This is a genomic window from Nonomuraea sp. NPDC050733, from assembly GCF_040654215.1.
Taxonomy (GTDB): Bacteria; Actinomycetota; Actinomycetes; order Streptosporangiales; family Streptosporangiaceae; genus Nonomuraea.
Window position 1 is genome coordinate 22,107 of record NZ_JBFAHO010000027.1, and the last position, 14,364, is coordinate 36,470.

The window sequence follows — 14,364 nt, forward strand, 5'->3', positions numbered from 1 at the left end:
CGTCGACGCGGCGCGGGTGTTTGTACGTCGGCAGGGCGGTCAGGCGGTCCAGGCGGTCCAGGCGGAGGTCGTGTCGAGGCGGTCGCGCCAGAGCTTCTCGCCGCCGCCTCCCGGCTCCCAGCGGGCCGTGAAGTCCAGCAGATCGTGGCAGCGGGTCAGCATCGCCGCGTGCCGCTCGCCCCACGACGGCACCTCCAGGCCGCCCTCCCCGCGGTACGCCTCGAAGAAGCGCGGCAGCAGCGGCACGTGCTCCGGATGGTGCGTGCGGACGATCCACTCGCACCACGACAGGTCCTCGACCGGCGGACCCGGATGCGCCCACTCCCAGTCGAGGATCGCCACCGGCTCGAACGTCACCGGGTCGAACAGCATGTTCTGCGGGCCGTAGTCGCCGTGGACGATCCCCAGCCGGTGGATGCCCGCCAGCGCCCGCCCGCAGGCGGCCAGCACCTCGGCGGCCCGGCCGTCGTCCAGCAGGTCCTGGCCGTGCTCCCCGGGCACGAAACGGGTCGTCACGCTCGTCGGCGTGATCTTGTGGACGCGCGGCACCGGCAGACGGCCTCTCAACCGGCGCAGGAACCTGCTCTCCGTGCGCAGCCGGACCTCCGCCTCGGGGCCCTCGTAACACTTCACGACGAGCGCGCCGTCGCCCACCGTGCTGTTGGTGTACCCGTGCCTCACAGAGACCGATTCTGGCCTACCGCCACGCCCGGCGCACCGGCCGGCTCGGGTTGACTGTGACGGCCCTGGGAGTGACGTTCCACAGCGTGAAAATGGTTTGCCGCGCGTCGAACCGTTTGTCAACCTTGACTGGCCATGCGCTCCCTTCCTGAAGCCGATCCCGGCATGCCCGACATCCGCGGCCCGCTCCGCTACCTGTGGTGGAACGCGCGCCGCCAGTTGCCGTCCCTGCTGGGCGGCATCGGCTTCGCGACCGTCTGGTGGCTCGTGCAGGCCCTCGTGCCGGCCGTGCTCGGGAAGGGCGTCGACGCCGTCACCGCCAAGGACGCCCGGTCGCTGGTGCTCTGGTCGCTCGCCCTGCTGGGGCTCGGCCTGGTCCAGGCGTACACCGGGATCATGCGGCACCGGCTGGCCGTCTACAACTGGCTGGCCGCCGCGTACCGGACGGTCCAGGTGACCGCCCGCCAGGCCGCCCGGCTCGGCGCCACGCTGCCCAAGCGGCTCTCGACGGGCGAGGTCGTCAGCGTCGGCAACTCCGACATCGCGCACATCGGCAACTCGATGGACATCCTGCTGCGGGGCGTCGGCTCGATCGTGGCGATCGTCACCGTGACCGTGATCCTCATCTCGACCTCGCTGCCGCTGGGGCTCATGGTGCTCGTCGGCGTGCCGATCATGGCCGCGGCGGTCGGGCCGCTGTTACGTCCGCTGCACAGCCGGCAGAAGACCCAGCGCGACCTGTCCGGCGACCTGTCCACCAGGGCCGCCGACATCGTGGCCGGCCTGCGGGTGCTGCGCGGCATCGGCGGTGAGCGGGTGTTCGCCGAGCGCTACCGCGAGGAGTCGCAGCGCGTCCGCCACGCCGGGGTCGCCGTCTCCCGGGTCGAGTCGCTGCTCGAAGGCGCGCAGATCCTGCTGCCCGGCCTGCTCATCGCGGCCGTCACCGGCGTCGGCGCCTCGTTCGCGCTCGACGGGGAGATCTCCGCCGGCCAGCTCGTCGCCTTCTACGGCTACGCGGTCTTCCTGATCGGCCCCATGCGCACGCTCACCGAGGCCGCGGACAAGCTCACCAAGGGCCACGTGGCCGCCCGCCGGGTGGTGCGGATCCTGTCGATGGAGCCGGAGGTGTCCGGCGGCACCGGGACCAGCGGGGGCGGCGTGCTGCGCGACACCTTCAGCGGCGTCACCCTCCAGCCGGGCACGTTCACCGCCGTGGCCGCCGCCGAGCCCGAGGACGCGATCGCCATCGCCGACCGGCTCGGCCGCTACACCGGCGGCGACGTCACCTTCGGCGAGGCCGAGCTGGCCGCCCTGCCGATCGACGAGGTCCGCTCCCGCATCCTGGTCGCCGACAACGGCGCCCGCCTGTTCACGGGCCGGCTCCGCGACGAGCTGGACGTCCGCGGCCACGCCTCCGATGACGACGTACGGCGGGCGCTGCGGGCGGCCTGCGCCGAGGACATCGTGGAGGCGCTGCCCGACGGGCTGGAGGCGTCCGTGGCCGAGGGCGGCCGGGAGTTCTCCGGCGGCCAGCAGCAGCGGCTGCGGCTGGCCCGCGCCCTGGTCGCCGACCCGGAGGTGCTCATCCTGGTCGAGCCGACCAGCGCCGTGGACGCCCACAGCGAGGCCCGCATCGCCGACCGGCTGACCCGGGCGCGCGCCGGCCGTACGACGCTGGTGTGCACCACCAGCCCGCTGGTGCTCGACCGCACCGACCACGTGATCTACGTCGAGGACGGCAGGGTGCTCGCCGAGGGCACCCACCGGGAGCTCCTGGAGCTCTCGCCCGCCTACGCCGCCACCGTGACCCGAGGGGAGGACTGACGATGGCCCGCGAGATCCTGCCGGTCGCCGACCAGGCGCGGGTGCGCGCCTACGCCCGGCGGCTGACGCTGAGGTACCCGCGCCGGCTGGCCACCGCCCTCGCCCTGCACGGGCTGGCCGCCGTCGCCGGGCTGGCCGTGCCGTGGCAGCTCGGCCGGCTCGTCCAGGACGTCGAGAAGGGCGCCGGCGTCAACGTCGCGCTCGTCGCGGGCGGCATCGGCGCCTTCCTGCTGCTCCAGGGGGTGCTGGTCCGCTACGCGGTGCTGGCCTCGGCCCGGCTCGGCGAGAAGGTCCTGGCCGAGCTGCGGGAGGAGTTCGTCGAGCGGGTGCTCGCCCTGCCGCTGTCCACGGTGGAGCGGGCCGGCTCCGGCGACCTGATCACGCGCACGTCCCGCGACGTCGACTCGCTGTCCAGGACCGTGCGGCACGCCGTGCCCGAGACGCTGATCGCGGTCGTCACGTTCGCGATCACGATGGGCGCGCTCGTCCTGGTCGGACCGCTGCTCATGCTGCCGATGCTGGTGGCCGCGCCGCTGCTGTGGTTCGCCACCCGCTGGTACCTCAGAAGGGCCCGGGACGGTTACCTGCGCGAGAACGCCGCCTACGCCGACATGACCGAGTGCCTGGCCGAGACCGTGCAGGGCGCCAGGGCCGTCGAGGCGCTCGGCCTCCAGGGGCGACGGCGGGAGCGGACCGACCGCGACATCGCCCGCTCCTTCGCGGCCGAGCGCTACACGCTGGGCCTGCGCACGGTCTGGTTCCCGGCCGTGGAGCTGGGCTACGTCGTCCCCGTCGTGTCCACGCTGCTCGTCGGCGGCCTGTTCTACATCGACGGCTGGGTCACGCTGGCCCAGGTCACCGCCGCCACCCTGTACGCCCAGCAGCTCATCGACCCGCTCGACCGGTTCCTCATGTGGATCGACGAGCTCCAGGTCGGCGGGGCGGCCATGGCCCGGCTGCTCGGCGTCGCGGAGGTGCGCGACGACCGCGCCCCCTCCGGCGCCCGGCCCTCCGGCGAGCTGCTGGCGGCCGACGACGTCCGCTACGCCTACCGGGAGGGGCGCGACGTGCTGCACGGCGTGTCCCTCACCGTGCGGCCCGGCGAGCGCCTGGCCATGGTCGGGCCGTCTGGGGCGGGCAAGTCCACGCTGGGCAGGCTGCTGGCCGGCATCCACGGCCCGCGCGAGGGCACCGTGTCGGTGGGCGGCGTCCCGCTGGTGGAGCTGCCGCTGGACGACCTGCGCGGGCACGTCGCGCTGGTCACCCAGGAGCACCACGTGTTCAAGGGCACGATCCGCGACAACCTGCTCATCGCCCGGCCGGAGGCCGATGACGAGGCCGTGCGCGACGCGCTCGCGGCCGTGGACGCGCTGGACTGGCTCCTCGCCCTGCCGGACGGCCTGGACACGGTCGTGGGCTCCGGCGGGACGGCCGTCTCGCCGGCGCACGCGCAGCAGCTCGCGCTGGCCCGGCTCGTGCTGGCCGACCCGCACACGCTGGTGCTGGACGAGGCCACCTCGCTGATCGACCCGCGCGCCGCCCGGCACCTGGAGCGCTCGCTCGCGGCGGTGCTGGACGGGCGCACGGTCATCGCGATCGCGCACCGTCTCTACACGGCGCACGACGCGGACCGGGTCGCGGTGGTGGAGGACGGGCGGATCACCGAGCTGGGCCCGCACGAGGAGCTGGTGGCGGCGGGCGGCTCGTACGCGGCGCTGTGGAGCAGCTGGCACGGCGCCCCGGCCCGCACGGGCGGCTGACCCTGCTCCGCCCGCGTCACCCGCCCAGGGGCCGCTCTGGCGGCCAGGCGGCGCGCTGGAGGCGCCCCGTGAGCGTGCGCAGGCGCTCCAGCAGCTCCGGCGGCTCCCTCACCTCGAACTCGAACCCGAACGCGGCCACCCACACCGCCAGGTGGTCGAGGCTGTCGGAGCCGATCCGCAGGACGCACGTGCGCTCGTCGATCGGCTCCACCACGCCGAGCGTGACGGGCACCTCGCCGGCCACCTCCGTCGCCGGGGCGTACATGGTCAGGACGGCCTGGTGGCGGTGCGGCCGGGTGGCCGTGGCCGCGGCCAGGTAGCGCGCCACGTCCTCGTCGGGCAGCGGGCGCGGGACGAAGCGCGGGCCGTTCGGCACCCGCAGGGACATGCGGTCCACCCGGTACGTGCGCCAGTCGTCCCGAGTCGTGTCCCAGCCGAGGAGGTACCACCGCCGGCCGCCGCTGACCAGCCGGTACGGCTCGGCGTCGCGCACGCTCTCCTCGCCCTCGCGCGCGACGTACCCGAACCGCAGCCGCTCCCGGTCGCGCACCGCCGCGGCGATGGCGGTCAGCGTCGCGGGGTCCACCGTGGGACCGCCGGCCGGCATGGCCACCATCGCCGCGCCGAGTGTTCCCACCTGGTGGCGCAGCCGCGACGGGAGGACCTGGTCCAGCTTGGCGAGGGCGCGCACGGACGTCTCGGCGATGCCGGTGACCGCGCCGCCCGCGGCCGTGCCCAGCGCCACCGCCACGGCCACCGCCTCCTCCTCGTCGAGCAGCAGCGGCGGCAGCGCGCCGCCGCTGCCCATCTGGTAGCCGCCGCCCACCCCGCCCACCGCGTCGACGGGGTAACCGAGGTGACGCAGCTTGCCGACGTCGCGCCGCAGCGTTCGGGGGCTGACCCCGAGCCGCCCGGCCAGCTCCGCCCCCGGCCAGTAGGGGCGTCCCTGCAACAGGCTCAGCAGGCGGAGCAGGCGGGCAGAGGTCTCGAGCACACGACGACTCTGCCACCGATCGCGGCCGGTAACCGACCGCGATCAACCCAAGGGTCAGGTCAGGGTGCCGAAGAACGCGCGGACGTCCTCGGCGAACACCCCCGGCTCCTCCATGGCGAGGAAGTGGCCGCCGGCGTCCTGCTGCGACCAGTGCACGATCGCGTGGTCGCGCTCGGCGTACGGCCGGATGCCGTACTCGTTCGTCCCCGCCAGCAGCACGCCCGTGGGGACGGTGCCGCGCGGCTTGGGTTCCCAGCCCGCCGGGTCGTTGACCTGCTCGTAGTAGATCTGCGCCGCCGAGCCGGCCGTGCCGGTCAGCCAGTAGAGGGTGACGTTGGTGAGGAAGAGGTCACGGTCCACCGGGCCGCCCGCCCAGCGGTGGAACATCTCCGCGATCCAGGCGAGCTGCCCGGCCGGGGAGTCGGTCAGGCCGTACGCGAGCGTCTGCGGGGAGCGCGACTGGATCGCGACGTACCCGGCGGTCGCCTCCTCAAGGGCGGCGGCCCGCTCGCGCTCCACGTCCGTCAGCCGGGCGTCCTCCTCCTCGTCGCCCGCCGGGAACGACAGGATGCCGCTGAGGTGGACGCCGGCGACCCGCTCGGGGGCCAGACGGGCCATCTCCGGGGCGACGAACGCGCCGGTGTCGCCGCCGTGCACGCCGTACCGGTCGTAGCCGAGGATCTCCATCAGCCGCGTGAACGCCCCGGCGACGCGGCCGGCGGTCCAGCCCGGCTCGGCGAGCGGCGACGAGAACGCGAACCCGGGGATCGACGGGATCACCAGGTGGAAGTCCTTGCGCAGCGGCTCGACCACCTCCAGGAACTCCACGAAGGACATCGGCCAGCCGTGCAGCAGCACGAGCGGCAGCGCGCCGGGATCGTCCGAGCGGACGTGGGCGAAGTGGACGGTCTGGCCGTCGATGACGGTCGTGAACTGCGGCAGCGCGTTGAGCCGCCGCTCCTGGGCGCGCCAGTCGAAGTCCGTGCGCCAGTAGGCGGCCAGTTCCTTCGCGTGGTCCACGGGGGTGCCGCGGGTCCAGCCGGTGCCGGGCAGGTCGGCGGGCCAGCGGGTGGCGTCGAGCCGGCGCCGCAGCTCGTCGAGGTCGGACTCGGGGACGTCGATGGTGAAAGGGGTCGGTGAAGACATAGCCGCGACCCTAGGAAGGATCGCGGCCACCTTCTGTCCTCCGGTGCCGGGGCCGGTGTCAGTCGCCCAGCGCGCGCTTCAGGAAGTCGACCTGGAGCAGCAGCAGGTTCTCCGCGACGACCTCCTGCGGCGTCATGTGGGTGACGCCCGACAGCGGCAGCACGGTGTGCTGGCGGCCCGCCGCGAGCAGCGCGGAGGACAGGCGCAGCGTGTGGGCGGCCACCACGTTGTCGTCGGCCAGGCCGTGCACGAGCAGCAGGGGCCGCTCCAGCTTGGCCGCGTCGCCGAACAGCGAGGACTTGTCGTACACGTCCGGCTGCTCCTCCGGGTGGCCCAGGTAGCGCTCGGTGTAGCAGGTGTCGTACAGCCGCCAGTCGGTCACCGGCGCCCCCGCGACGGCCGCGTGGAACACGTCCGGCCGGCGCAGCACCGCCAGCGCCGCCAGGTAGCCGCCGAACGACCAGCCGCGGATCGCCACCCGCCCGAGATCGAGGTCGTCGGGGTACTGCTGGGCCACGCCCTGCAGCGCGTCGATCTGGTCCTCCAGGGCCGGGGTCGCCAGGTCGTCGAGCACCTCCCGCTCGAACGCCGGCCCCCTGCCGGGCGTGCCGCGGCCGTCGGCCACGATGACCGCGAACCCCTGCTCGGCGAACCACTGGCTCTCCAGGTAGCCGCCCCGCCGGTTGAGCACGCGCTGCGCGTGCGGCCCGCCGTACGGGTCCATGAGGACGGGCAGCCGTCCCGAGCCCGGCTGGTGCCAGGAGGGCAGCACCACGGCGGTGGCCAGCTCGCGGCGGCCGGAACGGCCGAGCGAGACCCGCAGGTCCAGGCCGGGGCGCTCGGCCATGGACGGGATCGGGATGGCCATGCCGTCACGGCGGACGACCGTCGTGGACACGCCCTCCGCGTCGAGGCTCTGCTCGGTGAGCACGCCGACGCCGCCGGCCATCCGCCCCGAGAACACCCCGGAACGGGTCGAGACCGGCAGCAGCGAGTGGCCGTCCCACGTCCAGAGCTGGATCTCGGTCGGGTCGCCGCTGGCGCTGAACAGCACGCTGTCGTGGTCGACGTCGAGCACGGCCCGCACCTGGAGCGTGGGCGGCGTGACCGCGCGGTCGCCGACGAACAGGCGGTGGCCGCCGTCGGCGGAGGCCACCCACACCAGTGAGCCGTCGTCCAGGTGGGCCGGCACGCCGTTGACGATGTCCACCCAGGCCGGGTCCGTGTCCTCGCGCACCAGTGTCGAGGCGCCCGTCGCCGGATCCACCTCGAACAGGCGCAGCGCCTTCTGGTGGCGCGGCATCGTCACGATCGACAGCGCGTGGGAGTCCCAGGCGGCCGTGGTCAGGTACTCGTCCTCGAACGGCACCGCCACCCGCGAGCCGTCGAGCCCGAGCACGAACAGCTCGGTGACCGCGTTGGGCGTGCCGGCGGCCGGGTAGCGCTGGGCCGTCGGAGTCCGGTCGGGGTTGGCCGGGTCGGCGATGTACCAGGTGTGGACCGGGGCCTCGTCGGCCCGCTCCACCAGCAGCGCGTCGCCGCCGGGCGACCACCAGTGGCCGCGCATCCGGTCCATCTCCTCGGCCGCGATGAACTCCGCCAGGCCGTAGGTCACGGTGGGGGACTCCGGCGTCGCCAGCGCGCGGTCCTCGCCCGAGGCGAGGTCCTGGACGCGCAGCGCGCCCTCGGACACGTACGCGACGTGCCGGCCGTCCGGGGACAGGCGCGGGTCGATCACCGCGCCCGGCGCGTCCAGGCGGCGCGACCGGCCGCTCGCCAGCTCCGTCACGTACAGGCCGCCGGCCAGGGCGAACACGGCGGCCGTCACCGCGGCGTCGGTGCTGTAGGCGACCACGCCGCCCGCCTGCTCACGGCTGCGCTCGCGCCGGGCGCGCTCCTCGGGCGGCAGGTCGCCCTCGTCGGCGTCGAGCGCCCGCGGGTCGACGACCAGCCGCTCGACGTGGGTCTCGGTGTCGAGCTCCCACAGGCAGGTGACCGGGTCGGTGCCGGCCTTCGTCCGCAGGAACACCACCCTGGAGCCGTCGGGGGAGATCGTGAAGCCCCTGGGCACCCCGAGGGTGAACCGGCGGGTCCTGGCCGACAGACGCGGGAAGCTCTCACTCATGGGCCCAATCCTGCCAGGAGGCGGTGGTTGGTTACGCTCTGACTCATGACCGATCGACGGCTGCTGCTCGTTCACGCTCACCCCGACGACGAGTCGATCGGCACCGGCGCCACCATGGCCCGCTACGTGGCCGAGGGCGCCCACGTCACGCTCGTGACCTGCACGCTCGGCGAGGAGGGGGAGGTCATCCCCGGCCACCTCGCGCACCTGGCCGCCGACCGCGACGACGCGCTCGGGCCGCACCGGATCGGCGAGCTGGCCGCGGCGTGCGCGGCACTGGGGGTGCGCGACCACCGCTTCCTCGGCGGGCCGGGACGCTGGCGCGACTCGGGGATGATGGGCGTCGCCTCCAACGACCGTCCCGGCGCTTTCTGGCAGGCCGACCTGGACGAGGCCGCCGGGGAGCTGGTCAAGGTCATCCGCGAGGTGCGGCCCCAGGTGCTCGTCACCTACGACGCCAACGGCTTCTACGGGCACCCGGACCACATCCAGGCGCACCGGGTGTCGTGGCGGGCGTTCGCGCTGGCCGCGGACCCGGCGTTCGGGGAGGGCGAGCCGTGGCAGATCGCCAAGCTCTACCACACGGCCGCGGCCAGGTCCGTGATGCGGCGCACGGCCGAGGCGCTGCGCGAGTCGCGCTCGGGCTTCATCGCCGAGGACGTGGACGACGTGCCGTTCGGCAGCCCCGACGAGGCGATCACCACGGAGATCGACGCGCGGCCGTGGGTGGGGGCCAAGCTGGCGGCCCTGCGGGCCCACGAGACGCAGGTCACGGTGCGGGAGCCGTGGTTCGCGCTGTCGAACGGGATCGGGCAGGAGGCGCTCGGGGTCGAGCACTTCGTGCTGGCCATCGGGGTGCCGGGGCCCGCGCTGCCGGGGGCCCCGGCCGAGGCGGGCGGCCTCGGGGAGCCCCACAACCGCGAGAACGACCTGTTCGCCGGGATCCACTAACCTCGTCACACATGGAGGAACGCGGCTTCGACACGGAGCGACGCGGCCAGGGCGAGTCCGCGCTGGGAGGCGCGGCCTACGGCATGCTGTTCGTGCTGGGAGTGGTCATGGGCGTCGTCGGCGGGTTCACGCAGGCCGCCTGGCACGCCGGCCCCGTTCCGGTCGCGGCGATCGGCTGGCTGCTGGTGCTGTTCGCCGTGTGTCTGGGGGCGGGCCGGATGTTGCGGTCCCGGGCCGGGGCGGCGGTGACGGCCGCGGGCTGGCTGCTGGTGTCGATGCCGTTCTCGTTCCCGCTCTCCCAGGGCGATCTGGTCATCTCGGGCGGCGCCGCCGGCTATGTCTACCTGTACGGGGGCATGGTCGCGGTGGTGGCCGCCTTCCTGCTGTCGCCGGCGTCGTCGCGCGGCTCGTGGCTGCTGCGCGGGCAGATGCCACGAAACCCGACGTAAAGTACATCCGTGCACCATGATTCCCTCAAGCGGCACGTGGACCGGCAGACGTACCGGAAGGTCGTCGGGAGGTTCGCCACCGGAGTCGCGGTCGTCACGACCCGCGTGGGCGAGGTGGATCATGCGATGACCGTCAACTCGTTCACGTCCGTGTCGCTGGATCCCCTGCTGGTGCTCTTCTGCGCCGAGAAGGTGGCCCGCTTCCACGCGGCGGTGCTGGAGGCGGGGGTGTGGGGGGTGTCGGTGCTCCCGGCGTCGATGGAGGACGCCTCACGCTTCTTCGCGCACCGCGGACGCGCGCTCGACGGCCAGCTCGCCCGCTGGCCGCACCACCGGTCGCCGGCGGGGGTGGCGCTGTTCGACGGGGCGATCGCGACGCTGGAGGCGACGACGTCGGCGGTGCATCCGGGCGGCGACCACTCGATCATCGTCGGCGCCGTGACCCATCTCGGCACCCCTTCGGACGACGATCCGCTCGTGTATCACGCCGGCGGGTACAGCTCGTTCTCCTGAGCGTTTTCACGGCAGAGCACGGCAGGGCCCTGGGTCTCTCCATCCTTTACGGCACAGCCCTTTACGGCACAGCACGGGAAGGCCCAGTCGCCGCACGTGGCGGGCGTCCGTCCAGGGGCACGCCCGTCCAGCGTGCGGGGCCGGGCGCCGCGACGCGCGCGACGTGAGCCACCACCGTGGCTCCTGCGGTGCCGGCCATCCCTAACCCACCCCGGAGTAGCCGGTGCCGGTATCAGTGGCCGGGTCCTCCGGGGTGGTGGTCATGGAAGGGTTACTGAGGCGGCGCCTGGGTGGGCGGGGCGGTCGTCGTGGCCGCCTGCGGTGTGGGTTCCGGCGTGGGTGACACGGACGGCGGCTCCGCCGGGGGCTCCGTGGCCGGTGGGCAGGCGGGGACGGGCTCCGCCGGGACCGTGCCCGTGTCGGTGGGTGTGAGCGTGTCCGTCGGTCCGCCCGTGTTCGTGGGCGAGACCGTGTCGGCAGGTGGCGTGCCGGCAGGTGGCGTCGGCGTCGGGGTCTCCGGGACCGGCGTGGCCGAGGGCGGCGTGATCGACGGCGTCGTGGACGGGGACGCGCCCTCCGGCGGCGCCTCGGGCACGGGCGTCTCCGTGGACGGCCGGCACGTGAACGTCACCGTGGCCGTCACCGTCTCGGCGGGCGCCGTCTCGGTGACCGTCTCGGCCGGGGCCGTGACGGTCGTCGTGACCTGCTCGGTGGCGGTCTCCGTCGCCGAGATCGTGACGGTGCCGGCGGGCTCCGGGGCGGCGGTGACCGTCACCGTCTCCGTCGGGGCCGCCGTGGGAGTGGCCGTCACGGTCCGCGTGGGCCACGGCAGGGCCTTGGCCCGCACCTTCGGCTTGCCCCGTACCTTGTACGTGCCCTTGCCGAGCTTCTTGGTGACCTGCCCGGCGCCGGTGGTCACGGGCAGCTCGGTGGTGGCCGTCCTGCAGGACTTGCCTCTGCACACCTTCTGCTTGACGGTGAAGCGTGCCGCGCCGTCGTACGTGATGGAGACGTTCAGATGGGAGACGCCGTCCTTCTTGACGACCTTCGTCTTCGCGGTGTACGTCCCGACTGTGGGCGTCGGGGACGACGTGGGCGTGGGCGTGTTGGTGGACGCCACCACCACGCGGAGAGGGGGAGCGGATAAGCCCAGGGGATCGGTCGCTGAAGTCTGCGTGACGGCGATGCCGCCGGCGCCGGCCAAGGCCAGTGCACCGAGCAGCGCGCCCAGGGTCGTCAATCTCATGATCCTGCTCTCAGGGGAGATTTCAGGACTCAGATCATTATTCCGACTTGTCAAGATTGGTCAAGGCTGAGACGTATGAACCGGCGCTATCGGTTCCGGCGGGTGGCGAACTATGTCAATCTCTCCACTCCGCTCGGTCTGCTCATCTCCGTCATCGGCGGAGCCTCCAGGCAGCCCGGACCCAACGGGCTCATCCTCGCCCACGGCTACCGCTACCGCTTCCCCATCGCGGGCGCGTTCACCGTGGGCAACGTCGTCCTCACCCGAAGGCCCGAGCTCGACGAGCGGCTCGTCCTGCACGAGGGGCGGCACGCCACCCAGTGGGCCTGGTGCGCGGGCCTGCCCATGCTGCCGCTGTACGTGGTCTCCATGCTGGTCTCGGTGGTCGTGTGCGGGCATCAGGCGTCGTACAACGTGTTCGAGCGCCTGGCGGGGCTCGACGACGGCGGCTATCCGCACGCGCCCCCGCGCTGGCGCAGACCACGTGGAGAGTCACCGCCGGACCGGTAGGCACGCAGGTGAGAAGCGGCTTACGTGACTGATCCGTCACGCAGGGAAGGGGCGGATCATGACGATTTCCCCCATTCCTCCGCGAAAGTGGCCAGACAGCTTCAAGGACCGACTCACCGCGCCCCTCCCCGAATACCGGGAGCTGCTGAGCGTCACCTGGAACGGAGGTCTGCGCCCCGACATCGGCGACGCCGACCTCATCCCGGTGCGCCGCGAGGGCGGCCTGCCCCGCCCGGTCGACGGCGAGAGCATGGTGACGTGGGTGGGTCATTCGACGTTCGTGGTGCAGGTCGAGGGCTTGACGATCCTGACGGACCCGGTGTGGTCGCGCAAGATCCCCGGCGTGCGGGGACGCCTCACGCCTCCGGGGGTGGCCTGGAGCGACCTGCCGAAGATCGACGCCGTCGTGATCAGCCACAACCACTATGACCATCTGGACGCCCCCACGGTGCGCCGGCTGCCGAGGGACACGCCGATGTTCGTCCCCGCCCGGCTGAAGCCCTGGTTCGACCGGCGCGGCTTCACCGACGTGACCGAGCTCGACTGGTGGGAGTCCGCCACCGTCGGCGGCGTCACGCTCGACTTCGTCCCGGCCCACCACTGGAGCCGGCGCGGCGTCTTCGACACCTGCCGGACGCTGTGGGGCGGGTGGGTGATCGGCGGCTCCGTCTACTTCGCCGGCGACACCGGGTACGGCGAGCGGCTGGCGCAGATCGGCGAGCGTTACCCGGGACTTGACCTGGCCCTCATGCCGGTGGGCGGGTACGACCCGCACTGGTTCGCCAAGGCCGCCCACGTCAACCCGGCGGAGGCCGTGCGCGGCTGCCTGGACGTGGGGGCCCGGCGGATGGCCACCATGCACTGGGGGACGTTCGTACTGTCGAGTGAGCCGCTGCTGGCGCCGATCGAGCAGGCGCGCCAGGAGTGGGAGGCCCACGGCCTTGACCGCGACGACCTGTGGGACCTCGCGGTAGGCGAGTCCCGCACCTTCACCCCGGTCGGCGGCAAGGAGCGCGTGCCGGTGTCGTCGCCTGTGCCTGTGCGGTCGTCCATGCCCGTGGCGGCTTCCGCGTCGGGTCGTGAACCGAGGCGGGAAGCCGGCCGGACGCACGACAGGGAGCCGGGCCACCGGACCACCCGCGAGGAGGCCACGGCCGGCGCGCCGGCGGCGAGCCGGTCCTGACCGCCCCGATCCGCCTGGCCGGGCAGCGCCGCCACGAGCAGCGCCACACCCGGAGGCAGACCGGCGAGCCGGTCCGCAGTGGGTGGTCAGCGTGGCCGTCAGTGTGGAGAAGACGTTGAAGGCTGCTTCGTCCGCGCCGGGGAGTCCTGACGCAGGTGGCCCCAGAGCACCGCGGTGAGGCCGAGGGAGGAGATGACGCCCGCCGACAGCACCGAGGCCGTCGCCGGTGCGGCCGCCGTGACCCCCGCCAGCGACAACCCGCACACCACCACCGCCACCGCCACGTACGCCGCCAGCGCCAGCCGGACGAGGCGGAGCCGTCGCCGCTCGGTGGGCAGGACGCGGCCCGCGAGCCACGCCAGCGCGGGCAGGAGAAGGATGCCGTGCATGAGCACCGCGTGGGCCGGCTTGAGGGCCGCTGCCACCGTGTAGGCGGCTTCCTGGTTGCCCGAGCGTGACTGGGTCACCCCTTGGGCGATCATCAGGGCGCCGAACGCCATCGCCCCCAGCAAGGTGCCGAACCCCGCTCGTACGGCCAGCAGCACGCTGGGCGACACGCCGGCCCGCCGGCGCGAGACCGCCACCGTGGCCCAGATCGTCACCAGGACCAGCACGAGGCCGCCGGTCGCGAGGGTCATGCTGACCAGCGCGTCGAGGCCGGTGGAGAAGTTGAAGTGCGACGGCACCCCCCGCCACGCCTGCGTCGTGATCAGCGTCAGCTCGACGGCCGCCGCCGCCGTGAACACGCCGACCATCGGCTGGCGCGACCGCCGGGGCAGCCCGGCCAGCCCGGTCACCCAGGCCAGCGTCGCCACGCTCAGCCCGAAGGACACCCCGAACGTGAACGGCTTGCGCCACGACACGGGGCCGTCCCACGGGCCGCCGTCGACCAGGAGCACGCCCAGATGGGCGAGCCCCGCCAGGACCATCACCGCGCCGATCGCGTACCAGAACCGGGTCATGCCGTCCATGGTGCGGAAAC

Annotated in this window: 13 protein-coding genes; 7 read left to right on the plus strand and 6 right to left on the minus strand. The window is 73.5% G+C overall.

Annotation, left to right across the window (positions count from 1 at the left end; translation table 11 throughout):
• Positions 1-39: 39 nt before the first annotated feature.
• Positions 40-681 carry a phosphotransferase gene (locus tag AB0H64_RS31565; protein ID WP_357631952.1) on the minus strand — a complete coding sequence of 214 codons (642 nt, stop codon included), beginning with the start codon at positions 679-681 and terminating at the stop codon, positions 40-42.
• A gap of 135 nt (positions 682-816) precedes the next feature.
• Here AB0H64_RS31565 and AB0H64_RS31570 point away from each other — a divergent pair, with 135 nt between their 5' ends.
• A complete protein-coding gene (locus tag AB0H64_RS31570) occupies positions 817-2,505 on the plus strand; it encodes an ABC transporter ATP-binding protein (protein WP_357631954.1) in 1,689 nt (562 codons plus the stop codon).
• 2 nt (positions 2,506-2,507) lie between these two features.
• On the plus strand, positions 2,508-4,265 hold the full coding sequence (locus tag AB0H64_RS31575) for an ABC transporter ATP-binding protein (protein ID WP_357631956.1): 1,758 nt from the start codon (positions 2,508-2,510) through the stop codon (positions 4,263-4,265).
• Positions 4,266-4,281: 16 nt separating this feature from the next.
• Here the strand turns inward: AB0H64_RS31575 and AB0H64_RS31580 are convergent, their stop codons facing one another.
• From AB0H64_RS31580 to AB0H64_RS31590, 3 genes are read right to left on the minus strand one after another with little or no spacing between them, the layout of a single operon-like run.
• Positions 4,282-5,259: a transcriptional regulator gene (locus tag AB0H64_RS31580; RefSeq protein WP_357631958.1), complete on the minus strand. Its 978-nt coding sequence runs from the start codon at positions 5,257-5,259 to the stop codon at positions 4,282-4,284.
• A gap of 54 nt (positions 5,260-5,313) precedes the next feature.
• A complete protein-coding gene (locus tag AB0H64_RS31585) occupies positions 5,314-6,405 on the minus strand; it encodes an epoxide hydrolase family protein (protein ID WP_357631960.1) in 1,092 nt (363 codons plus the stop codon).
• A 58-nt stretch (positions 6,406-6,463) separates the two neighbouring features.
• A complete protein-coding gene (locus AB0H64_RS31590; RefSeq protein WP_357631962.1) occupies positions 6,464-8,530 on the minus strand; it encodes a prolyl oligopeptidase family serine peptidase in 2,067 nt (688 codons plus the stop codon).
• 45 nt (positions 8,531-8,575) lie between these two features.
• Between AB0H64_RS31590 and mshB the strand changes: the two genes are divergently transcribed.
• The 3 genes from mshB to AB0H64_RS31605 are packed head-to-tail and all read left to right on the plus strand — an operon-like array spanning position 8,576 to position 10,443.
• Complete coding sequence (mshB, locus tag AB0H64_RS31595; protein WP_357631964.1) at positions 8,576-9,481, plus strand: N-acetyl-1-D-myo-inositol-2-amino-2-deoxy-alpha-D-glucopyranoside deacetylase; 906 nt, start codon at positions 8,576-8,578, stop codon at positions 9,479-9,481.
• Positions 9,482-9,492: 11 nt separating this feature from the next.
• Positions 9,493-9,930: a DUF6113 family protein gene (locus AB0H64_RS31600; RefSeq protein ID WP_357631966.1), complete on the plus strand. Its 438-nt coding sequence runs from the start codon at positions 9,493-9,495 to the stop codon at positions 9,928-9,930.
• A gap of 9 nt (positions 9,931-9,939) precedes the next feature.
• Positions 9,940-10,443, plus strand: coding sequence for a flavin reductase family protein (locus tag AB0H64_RS31605; RefSeq protein WP_357631968.1), 504 nt, complete (start codon positions 9,940-9,942; stop codon positions 10,441-10,443).
• A 271-nt stretch (positions 10,444-10,714) separates the two neighbouring features.
• On the opposite strand, the gene AB0H64_RS31610 is transcribed toward AB0H64_RS31605, so the two are convergent.
• A complete protein-coding gene (locus AB0H64_RS31610) occupies positions 10,715-11,689 on the minus strand; it encodes a hypothetical protein (protein ID WP_357631970.1) in 975 nt (324 codons plus the stop codon).
• Positions 11,690-11,764: 75 nt separating this feature from the next.
• Between AB0H64_RS31610 and AB0H64_RS31615 the strand changes: the two genes are divergently transcribed.
• Together AB0H64_RS31615 and AB0H64_RS31620 are read left to right on the plus strand one after the other, a co-directional pair.
• On the plus strand, positions 11,765-12,199 hold the full coding sequence (locus AB0H64_RS31615) for a hypothetical protein (RefSeq protein ID WP_357631972.1): 435 nt from the start codon (positions 11,765-11,767) through the stop codon (positions 12,197-12,199).
• A gap of 58 nt (positions 12,200-12,257) precedes the next feature.
• On the plus strand, positions 12,258-13,382 hold the full coding sequence (locus tag AB0H64_RS31620) for an MBL fold metallo-hydrolase (RefSeq protein ID WP_357631974.1): 1,125 nt from the start codon (positions 12,258-12,260) through the stop codon (positions 13,380-13,382).
• Positions 13,383-13,480: 98 nt separating this feature from the next.
• Here the strand turns inward: AB0H64_RS31620 and AB0H64_RS31625 are convergent, their stop codons facing one another.
• Positions 13,481-14,344: a hypothetical protein gene (locus tag AB0H64_RS31625; RefSeq protein ID WP_357631976.1), complete on the minus strand. Its 864-nt coding sequence runs from the start codon at positions 14,342-14,344 to the stop codon at positions 13,481-13,483.
• Positions 14,345-14,364 lie beyond the last annotated feature (20 nt).